14 protein-coding genes are annotated in these 22,691 nt (G+C 53.3%); 4 read left to right on the top strand and 10 right to left on the bottom strand.

Features of this window, described 5'->3' with window-relative positions:
* Positions 1–20: 20 nt before the first annotated feature.
* From ACYVC2_RS04565 to ACYVC2_RS04520, 10 genes are all read right to left on the bottom strand, one after another.
* Positions 21–3,458, bottom strand: coding sequence for a VCBS repeat-containing protein (locus ACYVC2_RS04565; protein WP_461101113.1), 3,438 nt, complete (start codon positions 3,456–3,458; stop codon positions 21–23).
* 179 nt (positions 3,459–3,637) lie between these two features.
* Positions 3,638–5,491: a RagB/SusD family nutrient uptake outer membrane protein gene (locus ACYVC2_RS04560; RefSeq protein ID WP_461101112.1), complete on the bottom strand. Its 1,854-nt coding sequence runs from the start codon at positions 5,489–5,491 to the stop codon at positions 3,638–3,640.
* A gap of 18 nt (positions 5,492–5,509) precedes the next feature.
* Entirely contained in the window at positions 5,510–8,827 is a 3,318-nt protein-coding gene (locus ACYVC2_RS04555) for a SusC/RagA family TonB-linked outer membrane protein (protein ID WP_461101111.1), read from the bottom strand.
* A gap of 164 nt (positions 8,828–8,991) precedes the next feature.
* Entirely contained in the window at positions 8,992–11,100 is a 2,109-nt protein-coding gene (recG, locus tag ACYVC2_RS04550; RefSeq protein ID WP_461101110.1) for an ATP-dependent DNA helicase RecG, read from the bottom strand.
* A gap of 147 nt (positions 11,101–11,247) precedes the next feature.
* Complete coding sequence (locus ACYVC2_RS04545) at positions 11,248–12,672, bottom strand: DUF5723 family protein (RefSeq protein WP_461101109.1); 1,425 nt, start codon at positions 12,670–12,672, stop codon at positions 11,248–11,250.
* Positions 12,673–12,835: 163 nt separating this feature from the next.
* Entirely contained in the window at positions 12,836–13,438 is a 603-nt protein-coding gene (locus tag ACYVC2_RS04540) for a NifU family protein (RefSeq protein ID WP_461101108.1), read from the bottom strand.
* A 203-nt stretch (positions 13,439–13,641) separates the two neighbouring features.
* Positions 13,642–13,977 carry a 50S ribosomal protein L27 gene (gene rpmA / locus ACYVC2_RS04535; protein ID WP_461101107.1) on the bottom strand — a complete coding sequence of 112 codons (336 nt, stop codon included), beginning with the start codon at positions 13,975–13,977 and terminating at the stop codon, positions 13,642–13,644.
* A 68-nt stretch (positions 13,978–14,045) separates the two neighbouring features.
* A complete protein-coding gene (gene rplU / locus ACYVC2_RS04530; protein WP_191039363.1) occupies positions 14,046–14,363 on the bottom strand; it encodes a 50S ribosomal protein L21 in 318 nt (105 codons plus the stop codon).
* A 180-nt stretch (positions 14,364–14,543) separates the two neighbouring features.
* Positions 14,544–15,311 (bottom strand): HpcH/HpaI aldolase family protein, encoded by a 768-nt coding sequence (locus ACYVC2_RS04525; RefSeq protein WP_461101106.1) that lies wholly within the window; start codon positions 15,309–15,311, stop codon positions 14,544–14,546.
* A 118-nt stretch (positions 15,312–15,429) separates the two neighbouring features.
* A complete protein-coding gene (locus tag ACYVC2_RS04520) occupies positions 15,430–16,335 on the bottom strand; it encodes a histone deacetylase family protein (protein WP_461101105.1) in 906 nt (301 codons plus the stop codon).
* A gap of 189 nt (positions 16,336–16,524) precedes the next feature.
* Between ACYVC2_RS04520 and ACYVC2_RS04515 the strand changes: the two genes are divergently transcribed.
* From ACYVC2_RS04515 to ACYVC2_RS04500, 4 genes are all read left to right on the top strand, one after another.
* Positions 16,525–17,274, top strand: coding sequence for an SDR family oxidoreductase (locus ACYVC2_RS04515; protein WP_461101104.1), 750 nt, complete (start codon positions 16,525–16,527; stop codon positions 17,272–17,274).
* Positions 17,275–17,345: 71 nt separating this feature from the next.
* On the top strand, positions 17,346–17,627 hold the full coding sequence (locus ACYVC2_RS04510) for a hypothetical protein (RefSeq protein WP_461101103.1): 282 nt from the start codon (positions 17,346–17,348) through the stop codon (positions 17,625–17,627).
* Positions 17,628–17,848: 221 nt separating this feature from the next.
* Positions 17,849–21,115, top strand: coding sequence for a SusC/RagA family TonB-linked outer membrane protein (locus ACYVC2_RS04505; protein ID WP_461101102.1), 3,267 nt, complete (start codon positions 17,849–17,851; stop codon positions 21,113–21,115).
* A gap of 46 nt (positions 21,116–21,161) precedes the next feature.
* On the top strand, positions 21,162–22,661 hold the full coding sequence (locus tag ACYVC2_RS04500) for a SusD/RagB family nutrient-binding outer membrane lipoprotein (RefSeq protein ID WP_461101101.1): 1,500 nt from the start codon (positions 21,162–21,164) through the stop codon (positions 22,659–22,661).
* Positions 22,662–22,691 lie beyond the last annotated feature (30 nt).

Below are 22,691 nucleotides of genomic sequence, written 5' to 3'. Positions count from 1 at the left end.
GAATGACTACTATTTACTAACTATTTTTCGAGCCGATAGGCCCGCACGGGTTGCTGATTGATGCCGAATATCAATGCATTACCGACGGCTACTACACTGCGTACATCCCCCATCAGCTGAAATCCGGATCTAGTCTGTGGTACGGCGGAGAAACCACCTTTTCCATCGCCGGTCAGCAACAGACCATAGTTGGCGTCGGCCCGGCCAAAGCGCAGACGTACCTGTTCGGTGTTGCCACACAGCAGCAGATCTTTGTGCCCATCGTGGTTATAATCGAGCGGAGTCAGGGTAAAAATGGGCGAAATCTGGGCGGCCAGCGGCAACGGCTTTTCGATCAGTTTACCAGTCAATGTACTGGCAAAATACAGGGTCTTCAGTTCGTTGGCCGTCAATTTCTGCGCGTCGCTCAGTTCATCGGCCGTAAAGACATCGGTCAGCGTGGCGTTGGAATAGCGGTCATAATTGGTGAAGCGATGACGCAACATCCCGACCTGTTCGAGCAGTTCGTCGCGGGTGGCGTGGGGGTAACTTTTCCCCTGCACATATAGGCACAGGATCGGGTCGATTTTGCCATTTTTGTCGAAATCTTTGTAGATCAGCTCGGCCGGTTCCTGATCGCTGGCGCGGCATTGGGTATTTAGTCCCTGATTGCCTGCTACCAGATCGGGGCGACCGTCGCCGTTGAAGTCATCGACCAGAAGCTTATTCCACCAGCCCCGGTACTCCTTCCCGAAATAAGCTTTTGTCTGGTCGACTAGTTTACCGGCCTCCCAGGCCAGCACTGTCACCGGCATCCATTCGCCCACGACCACCAGCTCCGCTTTTTTGTCGGCATTCAGATCGACCCAGGCCGCGTCGGTGACCATGCCGATGCGGGCGAGCGTGGGCGCCAGTTGCGCAGCCTGGTCGACAAAATGCCCCTTACCGTCGTTGATGAGCAGATAGCTCTGTGGCGTTTCGGGATACCGGCCCGGCACCACCCGGCCTCCTACGAACAGATCAGGTTTGCCATCGCCATTAACGTCGCTGGCCCGCACGCAACTTTTGCTGGAACGCATATTGGGCAGCGCATCGGGGCTTTTGGTGAAACGGCCTTTGCCATCGTTCAGATACAGCCGGTCCTGGAAGCGTGGATCGTCTGGCTGAAAATCGCCATAGCCACCACTACACACGTAGAGATCAGGGAAACCGTCGGCATTAGCGTCGAAGAAAATGGCATCCGTGTCGGTACTGATTTTGTCGGGGTCGAACGCTGGCTGGGCCATGCGGCTAAACTGCCCCGACGCCTGCTGGATGAACAGAACGCCGGCCTGCCCGCTGCCTCCACCCGCGTACACATCTTCGCGCCCGTCGCCGTTCACGTCGGCCTTCGCCAGACACGGTCCACCAAACGACTGGGCATTGACCAATAATGTCTGTCGCTTGAAGTCGTTGGTTTTATTGACCGGATCGGTAAACGCCAGGGGCGATTGTATTTCCTGAAAGAGTGCAGAAGCCATCGGCGGACGCTGGTACGCCGGTCGGGCGTCTTTTTCCTGCAACGTCAGCAGTTGATCAGCTTTCACGTTTGTCAGCCGCTGTTCTTTTCCCGTTGGCCAGACCACCCGTAACGAATCGATACCGGGGTCGGTACCTAACCCAAAATGAAGCCGGGGCGACACGCTCGACTGGTAGCCGCGCGTGGGCATCTGCTCGACATACTGCTGCTTTCCCGCCCGGTACAAGGTCACCTTGGCCCCGATACCCTGGGTATTAGCTCCGGCCCCAACCAGCTTTACCGACAAGTAGTGGTGCTTTCGCTCTTTGTTGGCTTCATTCTGAAATATAAAAGCCGGCTGGTTGGTGTTGTTGACGATCAGATCGAGGTCGCCGTCGTTGTCGAGGTCGGCGTAGGCGGCCCCGGTGCTGTTCGAGGTTTGGTTGAGTCCCCAGTCCGTTCCGACGTTGGCGAAGGTCACTTCCGCAGCCGGTTCGCCCCCGCGGTTGCGAAACATGTAGTTCTTGACGTTCGACGACGGGATTTTATGCACCAGTTCGAGCACATCCTCACGACTGAAATTAGCCGGGCGGTTCTGCATGTAGTCGGTCATGAACTTCAGGAAATCCTGGTTGGTATAATCGCGAACGTAGCCGTTCGTTATGTACAGGTCTTTCCAGCCGTCGTTGTCGTAATCGGCCAGCAGCGGTGCCCAGCTCCAGTCGGTGTTGGAAACGCCCGCCAGTTGGCCCACTTCGGAGAAGAGGGGTGTAGGGCGTAGGGTAGAAGGCAAGGGTCCTTTTTTATCGCCCTGCCCCACGCGCGCTGGCCTATGACCTACGCCTTCATTCAACTGCAGCATATTCCGCATGTGCTGGTAATGAAAGCCCGATTCGACGGCCAGGTTATACTTTTCATAATTGTCGGGGGCCATCAGCAGTTTCTGCCGCCGGTTATCTTCGGGCAGCATGTCGAGGGTCAGAATGTCGGGCAGGGCGTCGTTATTGACGTCGGCAACGTCGTTGCCCATCGAGAAGTGCGACGTATGCCGAACGCTGGCTTTCAGTTGGTTCGTAAAGGTTCCGTCCTGATTGTTGAGGTAAAGGTAATCGGGGATGGTATAGTCGTTGGAAATGTAAAAATCAGGCCAGCCGTCTTCGTTGAAGTCCGATACACCCAGTCCCAGACCGTAACTCAGCACCGAACTGCTCAGACCCGCCCGCTCGGTTACGTCCTCGAAGCGGTTGCCCACATTTCGGAGCAGCCGGACCCCAATTTCGGGATTGCTTTGCTTCAGCAAAGCCCCCGTCGGTCCCGGATCGAGTACGGGTAACAGCCGTGGGTTATGGTTCAGCAGGAACAGGTCCAGGTCGCCATCGCGGTCATAATCGAAAAAGGCACCCTGTGTCGTCTGTCCAGGTTTGTCGAGTCCCCACTGTGTGGTATGGTCGGAAAAATGCGGAATACCCTGTGCATCAGGCCCGTCGTTGATAAACAGCTGCGGCACCCGCTTATGAGGGGGCAGGCTCCCCGAATAACTGAGTAACAAATCCAGCCGACCATCCCCGTTGACATCGGCCATCGAAACGCCGGTTCGCCAGGGCCCTTCGCGACCGGCTACACCCGCCGTTGTGGTTACGTCGGTAAATTTCATGCCCCCTTTGTTCAGATACAACTGGTTCGGAACCATGTTCCCGCTGAAATAAATATCGTCCAGCCCATCGCCGTTCAGGTCACCGACGGCCACGCCACCCCCGTTGTAGAAATACTCGTACATCAGGACGTTGGTATTCAGTCCTTCAGTCAGGTTATTGGCAAACGTAATGCCGGTCTGGTCGGGCGTGAGCGAAGTAAAGAGCGGTGGGCCACTGGCTTCGGCCGTTTTTTCGGTCGACGTCGACTCGTTACAACCAACAGCAGAAAAAAGCATCAGCGGAAAAAAGAAACGGATAAACGGCTTCACGTACGGCGGGTTTTGCATGAATAAAATCCTATAAAAATAAAGCAAAAAATGCCAGCACCGGCAGGCACTGGCATTTTTTGCAAAGGCATTTGGTGAATGAATAATGTAAAATGGCTACTGAACAATGCAATGGGCAACCTACTTCCGTTCCGGCATCTTCATTATCCATTATTCATTTTTACATTATCCATCATTTCTTAATATCCCGGATTCTGAATCAGTTTGCTGTTCCGGTTGACTTCGTCGCGGCTGATCGGCATGAAGTAGATTTTATCGTTCCACTTCCGGTTCTCCTTACCCGTTCCCAGATCCTGCACGCTATACGTATAGTTGTAATTGTCTTTGCTATACTTATAGGTCGAAACCGTCTTACCAGGCTTGAGTTTACCCGTGATCACGATAATCCGCGCCTGTTGCCCGAGCACCGCCGGGGCGATCATCCAACGTCGGACATCGTAGAAGCGCTGATCCTCGAACAGCATTTCGACGTTCCGTTCGTTCTGGTAACGAGTCACGAGAGCGGCCCCCGTCTCGGTCATAGCGGGCATACCCGCCCGGAACCGCACCCGGTTGATCCAGGTTTTAGCTTCGGCTTCCTGACCCAGCGCCATACAGGCTTCGGCGTAGTTCAGCACCACTTCCGTGAACCGGATCTGAATCGACGGTACTTCCTGGCGGATGTTCATGTCGACTAACGTTGGATCGGGGTCCATGAACTTACGGATGCCGTAGCCCGTCCAGGTACCGTTCCAGTTTTCGATGGTGCTGTTACGCGTATCCAGACCAGCGTAAGCCGTAGTGGCGCCACCGCCCGTTCCGGTTTCGTAGAAGCCCATCTGAATCTGACCGGCTGGATCGATCCCTGCGCCATCGGCCGTACGGGGTTTCCATTGTGCGCCATCGTACAGAATCGACGTGTAGAAGCGAGGATCGCGGTTCTCGTAAGGAGCGGCAGCATGGGTCGGGTTCTTCCAGTCGAACTTCGTGCCGTCCATCATCTCGTAGCTATCGACCAGTTGCTGGGTCGGTTCGCTGGATGTCCAGCCATGGTAGCCGTTCGGCATGTTGTTCCGCGGATACCAGGAACCCCAGTCATCGAACGAAGTCCGGATGTAATACTTCAGGAAGATTCCGTCGGCTTCGCCCCCGTTACGGGAGAGCGACAGATTGAGGTAGTTCTGCTGGCCTTCGGCGGCTGTAACGGGCGCAGTCAAATTCAGTTTATACCCATACTGATTCAGGTCTATTACTGCTTTGGCCGCATCTTTGGCTTTCTGCCAGCGAGCCATCCGGTCACCGCTGGTGTAGCCCAGCAGTTCGGGATTAGGAAAGCTGGCAATTACCGTCGATTTACTTTTAGCCGTCGGAATATCGTGCAGATCACTAGCCGCATAGAGCAGCACCCGCGCTTTGAGGGCCATAGCGGCACCCATCGTAGCCCGGCCCGCTGCCAGGGTTTTTCCTTTCAGTAGGATCGACGCTGAATCCAGATCGCTGACAATGGCGTTGACACACTCTTCATACGTATTGCGGGGAAGAGTAAAATCACCCTCATTCAGCGTATACGGTTTTTTAATGATCGGAACACCGCCGTAGTAGCGCAGCAACTGGTTGTGATAGTAGGCACGTAAGAAATACATCTCCCCTTTCATCCGGTCGGCAATGCCGTTGCTGTTGTCGAACTTGGGACTTGCCAGATTGGCCAGGGCAATATTAGCGGCCCGTATCCGCTGATACATCAGGCTCCACTCCATGGTATTTTTGATCGTTCCCAGGTTGGAGGGGCTCACGTTCGCTTCGTTCACGTCCTGCTTTCCAAAGCTATACAAGGCGTTGTCGGTCTGACAGTCGAAGCTCATTTGGTCCAGAATACCATCGCGCAGGCCGTTGTAGACGTCCGTTACGAAAGCTTCCGATAGCGAGGCATCTGCCCAGACCGCGCTACCCGACACCTTATCGACGGGTTGCGTGTTCAGGAAATCAGTGTTGCAGGCTACCAGCGTCACCCCTAAAAAAGAGCCGAACGCCAGGCATTTTAAAATATAATTCATGCTTTTCAGATTAATCGTTTAGAAACTAAGGGACAAACCTGTGTTGATAATCCGCGCCTGCGGATAGTACTGCCCGTTTGTCGAACCGGAGGTGCCACTGGCCCCGCTGGTTGATTCTGGGTCAAGTATGCCCTTCAGCGCCGGAGCGTACGTAATCAAGTTCAACCCGTTTACATAAACCCGCAAATTGCTCAAGCCAATTTTATTGATAAGGCTGGCAGGTAGCGTATAGCCGATTTCCAGGTTTTTCAGACGAACGTAGTTGGTGCTTTTCAACCAGTAAGTTGTCCCGTTCGAGAAGTACTGGTTGCTCCGGTCAACAATGCGTGGATCGACGGTGCTGGGGTTATCGACTGTCCAGCGGTGATCATAGCTGTATTGCAGGAAGTTGCCGATCGTACCCGACTCGGTTTGCAGGAAGATTTGCCCGCCGGTCGACGCCTGGAACAGTACGCTCAAGTCGAGACCTTTCCAGCGTACGCTGGCGTTCAGACCACCCTGGAAGCGAGGCTGGTTGTTGCGATCAGCCCGAACCTTATCGTTAGCGTCAATTTTTCCGTTGCCATCGATATCTTTCAGCTTCATATCGCCAGGCCGTATGGTGCTGGCCCCTACCCCGCTGTAGTCGAGTTTGTTGCCATCGATATCGGCCTGGGTAGCAAAAATACCATCGTACTGATACATCAATGTGCCATTCTGCTGGTTTGGATCATTGACATCGCTTGGAATTGGCTTGCCCGTCGAGCGCTGCCACTCCGGTGCACCCGGCGTTTCGTCCCAGAACGTAATGGTGTTTTTGGCGTATCCGCCGTTGACGCTCACACTATATTTCACCTCTCCCGCCTGACCGTTGTAACCGACCCGGAACTCGTATCCTTTGTTGCTCACTTTACCGATGTTGGTTGCTGGCAAGGTAGCGCCTGTGGTTTGTGGGATGGAAGCACTCTTCCGCCACAGGATGTTCGAGCGTTTGTTCTGGAAGACGTCAAATTCGAAGAAAATCTTACCGTTCAGCGCCGAACCTTCCAGACCGATGTCGGAGTTGTTGGCTACTTCCCAGGTCAGGTTCGTGTTTGGAACGCCGTTTTCATACAGGGTTTGCGCTACCTGTCCACCGACTACATAGCCCCAGTTAGAGTTAACGACATCACCATACGCATAAGTAGGCAGGTAATCGTATTCGCGCAGCGAACCGTTGAAGTACACCTGGTCGTTACCTAATTGGCCCCACGATGCCCGCAGTTTCAGTGAACTGATGGCTGACATATTTTTCTTGAAGAATTCTTCTTCCGAGATGCGCCAGCCCGCCGTTACGCCCGGGAAGAAGCCCCAACGGCTGTTCGCCGGGAACATATACGACCCATCATAGCGCCATAGAAATTCGGCCAGATACTTCTCTTTGTAGTTGTAAGCTGCCCGACCAAAATAGCTCATGCGAGCCCGTTGCCAGAGTGGTGTATCGGAACTATTACCCGAGTTTTTCTCTGCGCTACCGCCGGCAAACAACTGATCGATCGCCGTCGATGCGAAATACTTACGATACGCAAAGAACCCATTCGAATTGGATTGCTCTTTGGTAATACCGGCCAGCAGCGTTATGGCGTGGCTTCCACCGAAGGTGTGATCGTAGGACAGAATACCCGATAGCAGCGAGTTAAACTGATCGTTGGTGAACTGATTCAGCGTTGCCTGAGCCGGACCTTTCTTCACAGGTTGCAGGATCGGCTGCTTGTTCGCATCGTAAGACGTGTAATCCCAGCTATAAACGGTCCAGGGGGTCTGCCAGTTTTTGCTCTGTTGAATGTATTTGTCAAGCGCTACGCTGGCGGTTAATTTCAGGCCCGGTACCCAGGGGTTTGTAATATTCACGCTGGCGTTGCTTTGCAGGTAATACCGGGTATCTTTATTATACCCCGTTGCACTGGTAGTAACCAGTACTGGCTGCTGACCATTTTCGATGTCGGGCGCAGGCTGTCCGGTAGGCCAGAAAGCGGGTTTGTTCGGATAGCCCCGCATCAGCATCCGGAAAATATCGCCCGCCCCTACGGTTGGGAAGAAGCGGTTTTCCTGACGGCCAACCACGCCTGTTACCAGGTTGATATACTTACTGATCTTCGCATCGAGGTTCAGGCGGAAGTCATACTGCTTATAGCCGGTGGCCGAGTTTTTGTAGTACGCATCCTGGCTCTGATAGTTGGCCGAGGTCAGGTACTTCACGTTTTCGTTCCCGCCCACCAACTGAATGGTGTGGCGCGATTGGGGCGACCAGGGTTTCAGGGCCGCGCCGAACCAGTCGGTATTCGGGTATTTCCAGGGATCTGAACCATCCTGGAATTTCTTGATCTCGTCGGGCGTGTAAGCTGCTTTGGTAATACTGCCATCGGGCAGGGTATAGCTACCCGTCGTGTTAAACGCATCCGAAGCGGCTTTCCAGTACTTGGTCGGCACGTTGGCGTATAAATTCATCTCGTTGTTGAGCTGAGCGTACTCAGCCGCCGATGCCATCTTCGGAATCACCGTTGGCTGCGAAAAGCCTTGGTTGAAATTGTACGACAACTCAGGCTTGCCGCTTTTCCCTCGCTTGGTAGTGACCAGAATAACCCCGTTAGCCGCCCGCGATCCATAGATGGCGGCCGATGCGTCTTTCAGGACGGAGATACTCTCGATATCGGCCGGATTCAGCCGGTCGATACCCCCGGCCCGCGCCGGTACCCCGTCGATAACGATCAGGGCGTCGTTGTTACCCAGCGTGTTCGCACCACGAATACGAATGGCCGAACCATCGTAACCCGGCTCGCCACTGCGGTTGGTGGCAATAACGCCCGGCATCCGGCCGGCGATGGAGTTACTTAGGTTCACGGCTGGTGACTTCACCAGGTCCTGTCCTTTCACCGTGGCAACGGAGCCCGTTACGGTTTCTTTCTTCTGTTCGCCATACCCGACGACGACAACTTCGTTCAGCATCTTGTCGTCTGAAGCCAGCGTAACGTTGATCTCGCTACGGTTGTTCAGCGGAATCTCCTGGGTAATGAACCCGATGTAGGAAAACACCAGGGTCGACGTTCTGGAAGGGGTATTCAGTGTGTAACCACCGTCGGCGGCCGACACAGTACCCGTCGTTGTGCCTTTCACCACAATACTCACACCGGGTAAGGCCAGCCCCTGTGCGTCGAGCACTTTTCCGGATACTTTCGTTTGCGCATAGGCTCCCAGGGAGGTCAGCAGACCGACCAGCAGCATTGCGTAGAACGGGGTTCGTCGGGATCGGTGAGCACCTGAATTGGGGGTACCCTCACGAATGTTACGGACCTTCAGTTGGGTAAATTGATTGTACATAGGCTTTATACTGTTTAAGAAGCTATCCCTGTATAAAGCCGATTACTCAAGAGTATTTACTTAGCTATTATTGCGCAAAACCTACTTTTTTTTAACAATATTTACATTTTAACCCAGCATATTGCTATCACTTTAAGCTTATTTGAGATCATATGAGTCACTACTCACGATATGCGCCCCCAGTTGTTTTCGGTTTGTTTCAAGCCGTCGAGGTGGTTGCGGATAGGCGTATGCTGGGGTAGCACCAGTTCGGGATCTTCCATCAGAATAGCCTGCGCCGACTCGCGGGCGGCCGTCAGGATAGCCCCGTCTTTTGCCAGATCGGCAATCATCAGATCCATCACTCCGCTTTGCTGGGTGCCGGTCAGATCGCCGGGGCCACGCAGTTGCAGATCGACATCCGCAATTTCAAATCCGTTGTTGGTCCGAACCATGGTTTCGAGCCGGGTACGGGTGTCGCTGCTGAGCTTGTAACCGGTCATCATCACACAATACGACTGGTCGGCCCCCCGCCCTACCCGGCCCCGCAGTTGGTGCAGTTGCGAGAGCCCAAATCGTTCGGCACTTTCGATAACCATGACACTGGCGTTCGGCACGTTCACGCCTACTTCGATGACCGTCGTGGCCACCAGAATCTGGGTTTCATTTTTCAGAAACCGCTTCATCTCGTCGTCTTTTTCGTACGGCAGCATTTTCCCGTGCAGAATTCCGATTTCATACTTAGGCCGTGGAAACGCCCGCTGCATGCTCTCATAGCCGTCCATCAGGTCTTTGTAATCCAGCTTTTCCGACTCTTCAATCAGCGGATAAACCACGTACACCTGCCGGCCCAGCTCAATCTGCTGGCGCATGAACCCGAACACTTCCGAGCGGTGCTTATCGTATTTATGCACCGTTTTGATGGGTTTACGTCCCTTTGGCAACTCATCGATAACCGAGACGTCCAGGTTTCCGTAGAGCGTCATGGCCAGGGTTCGCGGAATAGGCGTAGCGGTCATCACCAGAATATGCGGGGGCACGACCTCGTTTTTGCGCCAGAGTTTGGCCCGTTGCGCCACCCCGAACCGGTGCTGCTCATCGATGATACACAAACCCAGGTTTTTATACTGCACGACATCCTCCAGCAGCGCGTGCGTACCGACCAGAATATGCATTTTGCCCGTCTGGAGTTCTTCGTGCAGCACTACCCGACGCTTTTTGTTGGTCGAGCCGGTCAGGATACCCAGGTTGAGGCCCATGGCATCGGCGAAGGGTTTGAGCCCATTATAATGCTGATCGGCCAGAATCTCGGTGGGCGCCATCAGGCAGGCCTGCGCGCCGTTGCCAATCGCCAACAGGCAGGCGATAAACGCCACGATGGTTTTGCCACTGCCCACATCGCCCTGCAGGAGCCGGTTCATTTGCTTACCGGTCAGGAAATCGGCATAAATTTCTTTAATCACGCGCTGCTGGGCACCCGTCAATTCGAACGGCAGCAACTCGTTGTAGAAATGTTTCATCAGCGACGTATCGCGGAATACCTGCCCCGGAAATTCTTCTTTCTGAATCAGTTTATTCTTGATCAGCCGCAACTGGTTGTAGAACAGTTCCTCGAACTTCAACCGCCGTTGTGCCTGTTTCAGCCATCCCTGGTTCTGAGGCAGGTGGATGTTCCACATGGCCTCTTTTTTACCGATCAGCCGGTATTTTTCGATCAGTTCCGCCGGCAGGGTTTCGCGCAGGTGTGGCCACGATTGCTCCAGCAGCATCCGCATGACTTTGGCGATGACTTTGCTGTCGAAATGCCGCTTGCGAAGTTTGTCGGTAAGGTTGTATACCGGAAAAAATCCCGCTTCCTGTTCGGCCGCTATGTTGGCGTTTTCCAGCTCAGGATGGATAATGCTGAACAGGCCGTTGAATGACTGTGGCTTACCATAGGCAATGTAATCGCCGTCGCGCCGAAGCGTTTTTTCGATGTAGGTGATACCCTGAAACCAGACCAGACTCATAGAGCCCGTACCGTCGGTGAAGGTTGCTACCAGCCGTTTTTTAGGGCCATCTCCTTCCATGCACCAGTCGCGGATACGCCCCCGTACCTGCGCCGATGGCATCGAATCCATCAACTCACTGATGGTGTAATACCGCGTCCGGTCGTCGTAGCGAAAGGGATAATATTGAATCAGGTCACCATACGTAAACAGGTTCAACTCTTTGTTGAGCAATTCTGTCCGCTGGGGCCCCAACCCTTTCAGGTAAAGAAGCGGTGTATCGAAAAAAGTAGCTCGTTCGGTCATAACGGACCCGGTCGGGATGGATCTGTAAGCCCCGGTTTGTCGGCGGGATTTGACCAAAAATACGGATTTCTAAATGAAAAAAGCATTCCTGTACTATGGACTGAAGGCTGTACTGCCGGCGACGGGCTAAAGGCTGTGCAACCCCGGTTACTCTTCCTCGACTTTTCCGAGCCCAAAGGCGATGCCCGCGTAAATATCCAGACCGCGGGGCCGGATGCCATTGGAGGTATTGCCGAGCAGCCCCAGAAAGTTATCCGTACCCAGCCAGGCAGGCCCCATCCGAATCGATGCTCCCGCCGTCAGCCCATGGTTCAGGTAAGCAATCGGCAGGGCCAGGCTCACCCAGCGAACATCGTAGCGCGGGGTTACGGCGAACATTGTTGGCTGGTGAATGGCCAGGGCCTGCTGCGACCGGACATCCTGAAAGTAGGTTACATTGACACCAAAACCGGATGGCAGTTGGTAATCGGCCGTCAGGTTGAGCGAGGTAGGCAACCCAGACCGAAAGCTGGTCCGGTCCGGCAGTCGGCCGGTATTAAGTTTATCCTGAATGCTTTCCAAAGCGTCCAGGCTGCTCGTAATCCGAATGAAATCATCGTTGGTAAATCGAACGGGATTCTGACGGATATCGGAATAATTATAATCCTGTCCTTTATAGGTTAGTCCGCCGACATCGGTCAAAGCCCACCCCAGTCGTAAGGCCGGGCTTTCGGAGTCATACTGGCTAATGTAGGTCATGCCAACGTCGAACCCAAATCCGCGGCCGGGCGAATCGGCACTAAAGAGGGTACGGGGCGTTATGGCCCGGTTTTTCAGGAAAGTGGTGTAGCCAATGGTTGCATCTAACTGGTTCAGTTCGAGTACGGCGCTATTGATATTGTTTGGGTCGGCCACAATCCGGTAGTTGGCACCCCGGTTGATGATATGCTGAGCGTTATAGCCAATGAGCACTTTCGCCGTCAGTCCCATCAATAATTTTTGCCCTTCATTTTCCCATAAGGTACCGGCGTACGTAAGCCCGAGTTCCGCGTAGGTATTCGAATTTAGGCTAAACTGGTTGTTATCCGTCGGAATGCTATACAGAGCCTTATCGCCCAGACCCGCCCGCAGCGCCGATAACAACGACTGCGAGGCTCCTACCACCGACCCCATTGCCCGAAACCGGGTCGTAACGGCAATAGCCGAAAACTGACCGGTCCGAATCAGCAAGGCCGGCCCCCGCACTTCGCCCGCCAACGTACCATTTTTGGCCTTTCCATCCAGATTTTCCCGGGTGTAGTTTACATCGAAATGCACGGTTCCGTCCGGGTTCTTGTAGGGGTTGGGCACATTGCCGGTAACGTATTGCAACAACGAGAACGGGGCCTGGAAGCGAAGGTAATTATTATTGGCGGTGATGTTGGCGGTAAGGCCGTTGAGGAAAAATTTGCTGGGTGAGTCGGCGGCCAGGGATGGATTGATGTAAAGTCGGTTCGTGCCCCCATACCGGCTGGTTGAAATGCCGAGCAGGTTCTGGGCGGAGCCGACGGTTGCTATAAACAGAAAACTTCCTAAGATGAGCCAATATTTCATGCAGTGAATAGGTGAATGAGGATGCGTTCTTTAGTAAAACGCAAATCCGCCACCAGGGTTGCCAGTGACGGATTTATTTTTGCGATTGGCCAAGGGCATGGGGGTGAGGGCGGAGGGTAAATGAGCGAATCACCCTCTGCCCTTACCCCCATGCCCTTAACTCTTACACGCCTTCGGCTTCGACGGTTTTTACTTCGGGAACCAGCCGCGTGAGCAGGTTTTCGATGCCGGCTTTTAGGGTCAGGGTCGAGGATGGGCAACCACTGCATGAACCCTGCAACAGCACTTTTACGGTACCGCTCGGCTCATCGAACGAATAAAAATTAATCGCTCCGCCGTCCGACTCTACGGCTGGACGAATGTATTGGTCCAGAACAGCCTTGATCTTCTGTACGGTTTCCGAATCCATGTCCAGCTTGGTAGTATTAGCATCCATGGTCCGCTGGGCAAATACCGGTTTCTGTTCCCCAAAGTACTCTTTCAGGAAAAGCTTTACTTCAAAAAGCACTTCATCCCAGTCGGTCTCGTCGTCTTTCGTTAGGGTAACGAAATTACCCGAGATAAATACCCGACGGACAAAATCGAAGCCAAACAGGGCGATGGCTAACGGCGACGCTTTTCCCTCCAGCAGCGCATCACCCGGTGTGGCGTAGTCGAACGAAAGACCCGACGGCACGAGTTCAAAATTGACAACGAACTTCATCGAGTTCGGATTGGGGCTTCCTTCCGTAAAAATCGATACGGGACGGCTGAGCATAGGATTCATAAAAAGCGTATGGTTTATATCAGTTTTTTCGACAGGATTGACAGGCTGAGCAGGATTTTGAGCCTGGAGCTATCCTGTTCAGCCCGTAAATCCTGTCGAAATACAGTTCTGAGAGGGTAACACCGCTACCTTTTTTTTAGTTTTTCGCCACAAAAAAACCCGCCTGATCGATCAGGCGGGTCTGGTACTGAAACCGTTGTGGCTTATGCTTCGGCGGTTGCTACTGGAGCGGCCGTTTCGGCCACCGGTGCTGTCGCGATGGGTGCTGTCTCTACAGCCGACGGACCAGCCGGAATAATGTCTACGTACGAACGGCTATCGCGGCCGGGACGGAATTTTACGACGCCATCGACCAGCGCAAACAACGTATAATCTTTACCCAGACCCACGTTTTTACCGGGGTGATGTTTCGTACCGCGCTGACGAACGATAATATTGCCGGCAATGGCCGACTGGCCACCGAACAGCTTCACGCCCAGGCGTTTGCTGATCGAATCACGGCCGTTTTTAGAACTACCTACACCTTTCTTGTGTGCCATTTTCTTTAGAGTCGTTAGTAGTTAGCCGCTAGTTTTCAGGCGATTAACTGGCGACAAGTAACTGATTACTAAATCGTGATGTCTTCGATCAGAACCTTCGTCAGGTACTGACGATGGCCATTTTTCTTTTTATACCCTTTCCGGCGCTTCTTTTTGAAGACGATAACTTTCTCGCCTTTCAGGTGTTCGACGATTTTCGCCGATACCGTCGCTCCAGCGACGGTCGGAGCCCCAATGGAGATGCTCCCTTCGTTGTCAACAAGGAGAACTTTCACCTTGTCGGAGGCAAGTGCAGCGTCCACATCGCCCTCTAACCGGTGGGTATAGATGGAGCGACCCTTCTGGATCTTGAATTGCTGCCCTGCGATCTCTACGATTGCGTACATGTGTGTGTATGAAATTGGAAATGAGGGTGCAAAGGTAAGGATAAAATGATGAATTATACAGGATGGCAAACGAATTATTTCACCCTCACCCAACCCTGCCTCTAAAGGAATTCATTCTTCATTCTTCATTCTTCATTCTTCATTCTTCATTCTTCATTCTTCATTCTTCATTCTTCACTCCTACTCCCCTCCTCTTCCTTTCATAAAATCGCTGGCGGCCGATTTCAATAAGCCAGAGAAGGTATTCAGACAGAACAGCACACCCCGGTCGATGAGTGCTTTAGCCTGATCGCCCGTGGCGGCCGTAGTGCCGGCTATCAGTCCGGCTTTTCTGATTTTATCGACCACGCCCGCAATGGTTCGTTTTACCTCATCGTGGCCGGGCCCGTCGTAATAGCCCATCGACATAGCCAGGTCGCGGGGGCCCAGCACGAAGCCGTCGATGCCGTCAACGGTCAGCAGATCATCCAGATTCGCAATGGCTTCCTTGCTCTCGATTTGGGGCAGCACCAGCGTCTGTTCATTGGCGAACGCGACGTACTCGCCCTGACTCATGGTTCCCTGCAGATACTCGCAGGCCCGCACGAGACCAAAGCCACGGGTACCCAGGGGCGGGTATTTCACGGCGCTGACCAGCGCTTCAGCCTCAGCCACGGTATTGACGCCCGGCATCATGATGCCCATGACGCCAGCATCCAGGTATTGTAAGATTAACTTGGGATCATTGCTTCGTACGCGGGCCAGGGGCGTAATGCCACTCACTTCGCAGGCCCGTACAATCTCCTGAACCTGTGCGGTGGTAACCGGACTATGCTCGCCGTCGATCATGTAGAAATCCAGTCCCGAATAACCACAAAGTTCGGCTACGGTCGGATCGGTACTGTTGGACAGGATACCCAGCACCGGTTGGTTATTTTTAAGGCGGGTTTTGACAATATTTTGCTTCATAACGCGAAGGTAATTGTTTCGACACGATTGACAGCCGGACCGCCAGTCGGATAGCCAGGATTCTGGCCAGCCCCATTCAGCAAATCCTGTTCATCCGGTCAATCCTACCGGAGAAAAATCAGCCAAAAAACAGATCGGCAGCCGTCCGGAACGTGTTGCAATGGGCTTCGACGATATCGGTCAGGCGGGGCGAATAGCCCCCCCCCATCGAGACCGTGATCGGCAGATGGTTCTGGATAGCCTGCTCAAACACAAATTTATCCCGCTGCCGACAACCTTCCCGGCTAACGCTCAGCTTGCCCAGTCGGTCCGAAGCCAAGATATCGACGCCCGACACGTAAAACAGAACCTCTGGCTGAACACGCCGGATCAGGTCTGGCAGCACATCGTACAGGGTATTCAGGTACACCTCATCTTCCGTGCCGGTGGGTAGCTCAATGTCCAGATCCGACTTTTCTTTTTTGAGCGGGTAGTTATCTCGTCCGTGCATACTGAATGTAAACACGCGGGGTTCGTGCTGAAACATAACCGCGGTTCCGTTGCCCTGGTGGACATCCAGATCGATCACCAGAATCTGACTGGCCTGGCCTGTTTCGAGCAGATAATGAGCCGCTACGCCCACATCATTCAGTAGGCAAAAGCCCTCCCCCCGATCCGGATAGGCATGGTGCGTACCGCCCGCAATGTTCATGGCTATGCCCTCCCGAAAGGCAATCTGGGTGCAGTCGATCGTGCCCTGGGTAATGATCCATTCGCGCTCAACAAGTTCGGGGGTGAGCGGAAACCCGATCCGGCGCATCATTTTCGGATCGACGGTTTGGGTTTTGAGCGCCCGAACGTAATCGGGCGTATGAACACCCAGTACCCAGCGGTCATCGACGGGGGCGGGCGCAAAAAAATTGGCGTCGGTGCAGGTGCCTTCGTAGAGCAGCTGTTCCTGAATCAGTTCGTACTTGAGCATCGGGAACCGATGGCCTTCGGGTAATCGAAGCCGATACACCGGCGAAAACGCAATCTGAAGCATGAAATCCTGTATGATGATGGCTTGCCGGCGGTCGATCTATCGAGCACCTGAAAGCCACATTCATCGATAAAAAAGTCTGTCCCGTTGGATAAGGATACGCCTTAGTTAACCGATCTTTAGCCTGATGTGTTACCAATCCGTGTACTTTGGTCGTTGAAAGGGTTTACCTTATTCGCTTATCCAATTAGTATGAAAACAGCTATCATCACCGGCGGGGGGCAGGGCATTGGCCGCGTAGTTACGCAATATCTGCTGACACACGGCTATCGCGTGGCAATCTGGGAGTCGGATACCGATGCATTGGCCGAACTCCGCGAAGCCTTCAAAGCCTCGTCGGCTCAAATTCTGTTCGTTTCCTGCGATGTGTCGAGTGAAGTCAACATTCGCAAAGCCGCCGAACAAACCATTTCCCACTTTGGCCAGATCGACGCATTGATCAACAATGCGGCCATCATGATCGAAAAATCACTGGATAAATTTACCCTCGACGAATGGAACCGGGTCATTGGCACCAACCTGACCGGACCGTTTCTTTGTGCCAAACATACGGCTCCGTATCTGGCCGCTCAGAAAGGCACCATTATCAATATTGCCTCGACCCGCGCGTTTCAGTCGGAACCCGACACGTTTGCGTATTCGGCCAGCAAAGGCGGCCTGATTGCGCTGACGCATTCAATGGCCGTGAGTCTGGGACCCGACATTCGGGTCAATGCGATCAGTCCTGGCTGGATCGATGTATCGGTGCTGAAGAAAAAAGCCAAAGCCAAATCCGATGAACTTCGCCCGGAAGATCACCTGCAACATCCTGCCGGGCGTGTAGGACAGGCCGACGACATTGCCCGCATGATCCTCTTTCTGATCGCGCCCGAAAACAGTTTTATCACAGGCCAGAATTTTATTGTCGATGGCGGCATGACGCGCAAGATGATATACGTGTAATCCTGTCGAAAAAAACATCGACCCGGTACCGCCGGTTTATTTATCACTCAATTCCCTTATTCTGGCTTTTTATGGAAAATGTAAATCAGGATGCGATGCTGAATGAGCAGTCGCAGACATTCCGGCCCGACACCGGTGGCCCAGCCCAAACCCCGGACGAAAGTATCATGCTGAACGAAGACTATGACCCGGCCGATCTGGCGGGTGATGTCGATAGTGGTCCCGACGGAACCGGCAGTGCTTCGGGTAGTGCGGCTATGGAACCCGACCGATCCAATTACGGAAATGGCGATTCGTTGGGCAATAACGACGGGACCGAACCCGACCCGGAACTAACCGACGAAGCCGCTTAAGTTACGACCTCGATTAGTTGATAAAATGGCCACTCTACGTAGAGTGGCCATTTTATTTTAGGATAACTTCTAGCCAATTAACCTGACTATCAACACATTAATGAAGTCAACTCAAAACATTATTCTGATCTCTGAGACTCACCCGGTGGAATATTTTGCTGACTTAATCAACATCAATATTAAATTAATGTTAAATTTGTGTTAAGAAATTATTAACAAATATGCAGAAACATCTTCCTCTTTTTCTCAGTAAAAGGCTATCCTTTACGGTGATAGCCTTTTTTATTTCCGGTTATTTATGGGCGCAGGGCATTATTCAGGGCACGGTGGTGGATGCCAAAAAAGAGCCTCTGGTCGGTATTAATGTGCTCGTGAAAGGCACTACGCGCGGCACGGTTACGGATGTAGCGGGAAAATTCTCGGTAAGCGCCGACCCAACCGCAACGCTTATTTTCTCAGGTGTAGGCTTCGTCAGACAGGAAGTAGACCTCGGCAATCGCTCGGAGGTACTTGTGACGCTGTCGGAAGATAATGCGGTGCTGAGCGAAGTGGTTGTTACCGCCCTCGGTATCAAACGCGAGAAGCGATCGCTGGGATACTCGATTCAGGAAATCAACGGGCAGGACCTATCAACAGCCAAAGAGGCCAATGTTGCTACAACCCTGGCGGGTAAAATGGCGGGTGTGCAGGTGACCCGCTCGGCCAATGGGGCCGGTGGTTCTTCGCGGGTCATTATCCGTGGCGCCAATTCGCTGGTTGGCAACAGCCAGCCCCTGTACGTTATCGATGGCATTCCAATGGACAACCAGAATCCACGCGCACCGGGCAGCACGGGTGGGATCGATTACGGCGACGGTATCTCCAACATCAACCCGGAAGATATCGAGACCATGTCGGTGCTGAAAGGACCGAACGCGGCTGCGCTATACGGCCAGCGGGGTAGCAACGGCGTGGTGCTGATCACTACCAAATCGGGCAAAGGTCGAAAAGGTATCGGAGTCAGGTATGGCATCGATTATTCGCTGGGGAACGCGCTGGTCCTGCCTGATTTTCAGGATGAGTATGGCCAGGGGCTGGACGGTACATTCACCAATTTTCGCGGGAACGACGGTAAAATATACACCTGGGCTGCTGCGCAGGCCGCTGGCATTCAGGGCATCCCCAAAATGAGTGGAGGCCGTGACCGATTCACCCGCGCCAGCTGGGGGCCGCACATGGATGGCCAGCCCTACGAAGACCAGTGGGGAAACGTCCTGAACCTGACTCCGCAGCCGAATACCTTCCAGAAATTTTTCAATACCGAAAAACAGATGGTCAATAACCTGAGTCTGGAAGGGGGCAACGAAAGTGTAAATTACCGACTAGCGTATTCCAACACCTACATCAATGGCTACGTACCTACCAACACCCTCACGCGCAACAACATCAGCCTGCGGACGGTGGCGAAGGTAACCTCAAAACTAGATGCCGACATCAAGGTCAATTACATTGCCCAGGCGGGGGTAAACCGCCCTACGGTATCCGATGCGGCCGATAATCCGGCTTATATTTTTATTAGCCAACCCCGCAGCATGCCGATGGATATTCTGGCGAATTCGTCCTGGACAACGGCCGATATTGCCAAACAGCTAGGCTACGGGACAACCCCATTCGTTGGACTCGAAAAAACTTACGCCACGAACTCCTCGACGGCAAACCCGTACTGGACCATGAGCCGTACCCGCAACGCCGATGACCGTCGGCGTATTATCGGATTGATCCGGCTGAGTTATCAGTTCAACGACTGGATTCGCCTGACGGCCCGCACCGGAACAGATTTTTATACCGATCAGCGGTTCCGCTACCGCGACAAGGGCACCTACGTAACGACCAACAAAAACGGCGACATTACCGAAGAAGTGACCCGTACGCGCGAAGACAACAGCGACGTACTACTAACGTTAACGCCCAAAGTATCGGAAGACATTTCGTTCTCCTTAAACCTTGGCGCCAACCATCAGCGGTATTTCTCCCGCACGACGGGGAATACAGGTAATGAGTTCATCGCACCGAACCTGTTCATTATCAACAACACACTAACAAACTCGTACGTTTTCGGCCTGACCGAATCGTCGATCAACTCAGTGTATGCATCAGGATCAGTAGGCTACAAGGAAATGGCTTTCATCGACTTTTCGGCCCGAAACGACTGGTCATCAACATTGTCACCCAAAAATAACTCGTTCTTTTATCCGGCTATCAGCGGAAGCCTGATCCTGACGGATGCGTTTCGGTTGCAGAGCCCTACGCTTAGCTTTCTGAAAGTGCGGGCGTCGTGGGCACAGGCGGGTAATTCGGGCAGTCCGTATCAGCTCAATGGTAACTATTCGCTCGACCAGTACACGCAGGGCGGAATTCCGCTGGCTTCGTTTGCGTCGACCATTCCCGATCCAAACCTGAAAAACGAGCTGACCACCTCGACCGAATTCGGTCTGGAAGCCCGCCTGTTTAAAAACCGGGTTGGTCTGACGTTTGCTTATTACAACGCCAGTACGAAAAACCAGATTCTGAACGTTCCTCTGCCCCCATCGAGTACGTTTACGTCGCGGCTGATCAATGCGGGCGAAATTCAGAACCACGGCATCGAACTTTCGCTGAACGCTACCCCCGTCAAAACGGCGTCGGGCTTCAGTTGGGATGCTACCCTGAACTATTCGCATAACCGCAACCAAGTGGTATCACTGGCCGAAGGGGTTTCGACGTACATCCTGGGCAGCGACCGGGGTGTTCAGATCATCGCTACGCCCGGCAAACCGTTCGGGACGATTCTGGGTAACGGGTTCCAGTGGCTGCGCGATCCGGCTGGTCACCGCATCATCGATCCGGCAACGGGCCTTCCGGTTAAAACCAACGCTAAAATCCTGTACGAAATGGGGAACGCGCTGCCCCGCTGGATTGGTGGCTTCAACAACGTCTTCCGCTACAAAGGGTTCATGCTCTCGGGACTGATCGACGTTAGCCAGGGCGGTAATGTCTATTCACAAAGCTTGCGCGAAGAACTGATCTACGGAACCATCAAAAAGACCCTGCCCGGACGGGACGGCAGCTACGTGGCCGACGGAGTCGTCGGAACGAAATCAGCGGATGGTACCTGGACCAGTACCGGACAGGCCAACACCAAAGCCGTTCGGGCACAGGATTACTGGAACACGATCGCACCCGACAAAGACAATGTCGTTTCGGAAGAACTGCTCAACGACGCCAGCTACGTTATGCTTCGGGAGATGACCCTCAATTACAGCGTTCCGGGTAAGCTGGTGAGCCGCACCCCCTTCCGCAATATTCGGGTTGGTGTTTATGGCCGGAACCTGTTCTACCTGCAGCGTAAAACGGATGGGTTTGCGCCCGAAGCGTCTTCATTCAACGTAAACAACTCGTCGCTGGGACTGGAATCGACGGCGCTGCCCCTGCTCCGTTATTTTGGCTTCAGCCTCAATTGTGAACTATAAGCCGACTGAAACCTAGCCAACCGATTTCTTTCAATTTGATTCTTCCATGAAAAAAATAGCAAAACCCATCGTCATAGCACTGGCCCTCTTTATCAGCCAGGCTTGTACAGATGATTTCGAAAAAATAAATACCCCACCAACGTCGGTTACCGTTATCGATCCGGGTCTGGTGTTGTCGAAAGTACAGCGGGATGCCGCCTTTTCGGAAGGGTATGAATACCCCAACAATCAATTCGGTTCGTGGGTACAGCAGTGGGCCGGTGGGGTGCTCATTTCGAGTTCACGTTATATCCAGCAGGCCGACACCGACCTCTGGGCAACGCATTACACGTATCTGCGCAACATCAGCCAGATCCGGAATCAGCTTCTGAAAGGACTGGAAAACGACCCTAAAGGGCGCACTAAGCTGGCTATTGCCCGGATTGTAGAAATCTCCATCTGGCAGCGACTGACGGACATATTCGGTGATGTTCCCTATTCACAGAGCGCACTGGGTGTCGAGAGTGTAGCTAACCAGCCCGTTTTTGACACCCAGGAGTCGATCTATAAATCGCTGATTACGACCCTCGACGCAGCCATCTCGCAACTTAATGCGGCCGATGAGAGCTATGGTACTGCCGACTTTTATTATAAGGGCGATGTTACGAAATGGAAAAAATACGGCAACTCGCTGAAGCTGCGACTGGGCATGCGGATTCGGTACGCCGACCCGACGCTGGCGCAAAAAACCGTGACTGAAGCCATGGGGCAGCCGCTGCTGGAATCGAACGCCGACAATGCTGCCATTCCAACCTATAACGATGCCACCAATGCCAACGTCCACCCAGTGCTGAATCACTGGCTAGCCGGTAGCCCGGATCTAAAATACCTGGCCGATACATTTGTCAACCAGCTCGTTAGCACGAACGATCCACGATTGCCCCGACTGGTTGAACCGACGGCCAATTCGGTGAAAGCGGGTAAACCTGCTTACAAGGGCATTGGCGTAGCGCTGACGGATGCGCTGCTCAAGACGATCATCAAAGATGATTACTCGACAGCTTCGCAGACCACATTTTTTAACAAAGCGTACACTCCACCTATCCCGTGTGTTCAGTTTACGTTTGCCGATGTGAGTTTTTACAAAGCCGAAGCTGCGCTCGAAGGCTGGGGAGCCACGGCCGATCAGGCCGAAAAATTCTATCAGGATGGGGTAAAAGCGGCTATGGCCATGGCACCGTATAACGTAACGACAATTCCCGCAACCTACTCGGAATTATCGTTTACGGGCCTGACCAAGGAGCAAAAGCTGGAAAAGATCGGAACGCAAAAATGGATTCAGCTATTTGGTCGTTCGTACGAAGCCTGGATTGAGTGGCGGAGAATGGGCTACCCAAAATTAACGCCAGGTCCTAATGCCGGCTCAACGAACGGACAGATACCTCGTCGGTCGGTCTACTCAACGCAGGAAGCGTTGCTGAATAAAACCAATTACGAAACGGCCGTAGCCCGGTTCTCGAACGGCGATTCATACCTGAGTAAAGTATGGTGGGACAAACGGCAATAGCCGTTCCATACAAAAGCGCCCCGTTCGATC

The sequence above is a fragment of the Spirosoma koreense genome (genome assembly GCF_054777875.1).
This window is presented reverse-complemented; position numbering and strand designations above follow the sequence as displayed.

Coding starts and splice junctions, on each gene's coding strand:
- ACYVC2_RS04520 (WP_461101105.1), bottom strand. CDS start 16,335: ATGCTTCAGATTGCGTTTTCGCCGGTGTATCGGCTTCGATTACCCGAA.
- ACYVC2_RS04555 (WP_461101111.1), bottom strand. CDS start 8,827: ATGTACAATCAATTTACCCAACTGAAGGTCCGTAACATTCGTGAGGGT.
- recG (WP_461101110.1), bottom strand. CDS start 11,100: ATGACCGAACGAGCTACTTTTTTCGATACACCGCTTCTTTACCTGAAA.
- ACYVC2_RS04505 (WP_461101102.1), top strand. CDS start 17,849: ATGCAGAAACATCTTCCTCTTTTTCTCAGTAAAAGGCTATCCTTTACG.
- ACYVC2_RS04545 (WP_461101109.1), bottom strand. CDS start 12,672: ATGAAATATTGGCTCATCTTAGGAAGTTTTCTGTTTATAGCAACCGTC.
- ACYVC2_RS04540 (WP_461101108.1), bottom strand. CDS start 13,438: ATGAATCCTATGCTCAGCCGTCCCGTATCGATTTTTACGGAAGGAAGC.
- ACYVC2_RS04565 (WP_461101113.1), bottom strand. CDS start 3,458: ATGCAAAACCCGCCGTACGTGAAGCCGTTTATCCGTTTCTTTTTTCCG.
- ACYVC2_RS04500 (WP_461101101.1), top strand. CDS start 21,162: ATGAAAAAAATAGCAAAACCCATCGTCATAGCACTGGCCCTCTTTATC.
- rplU (WP_191039363.1), bottom strand. CDS start 14,363: ATGTACGCAATCGTAGAGATCGCAGGGCAGCAATTCAAGATCCAGAAG.
- rpmA (WP_461101107.1), bottom strand. CDS start 13,977: ATGGCACACAAGAAAGGTGTAGGTAGTTCTAAAAACGGCCGTGATTCG.
- ACYVC2_RS04510 (WP_461101103.1), top strand. CDS start 17,346: ATGGAAAATGTAAATCAGGATGCGATGCTGAATGAGCAGTCGCAGACA.
- ACYVC2_RS04560 (WP_461101112.1), bottom strand. CDS start 5,491: ATGAATTATATTTTAAAATGCCTGGCGTTCGGCTCTTTTTTAGGGGTG.
- ACYVC2_RS04515 (WP_461101104.1), top strand. CDS start 16,525: ATGAAAACAGCTATCATCACCGGCGGGGGGCAGGGCATTGGCCGCGTA.
- ACYVC2_RS04525 (WP_461101106.1), bottom strand. CDS start 15,311: ATGAAGCAAAATATTGTCAAAACCCGCCTTAAAAATAACCAACCGGTG.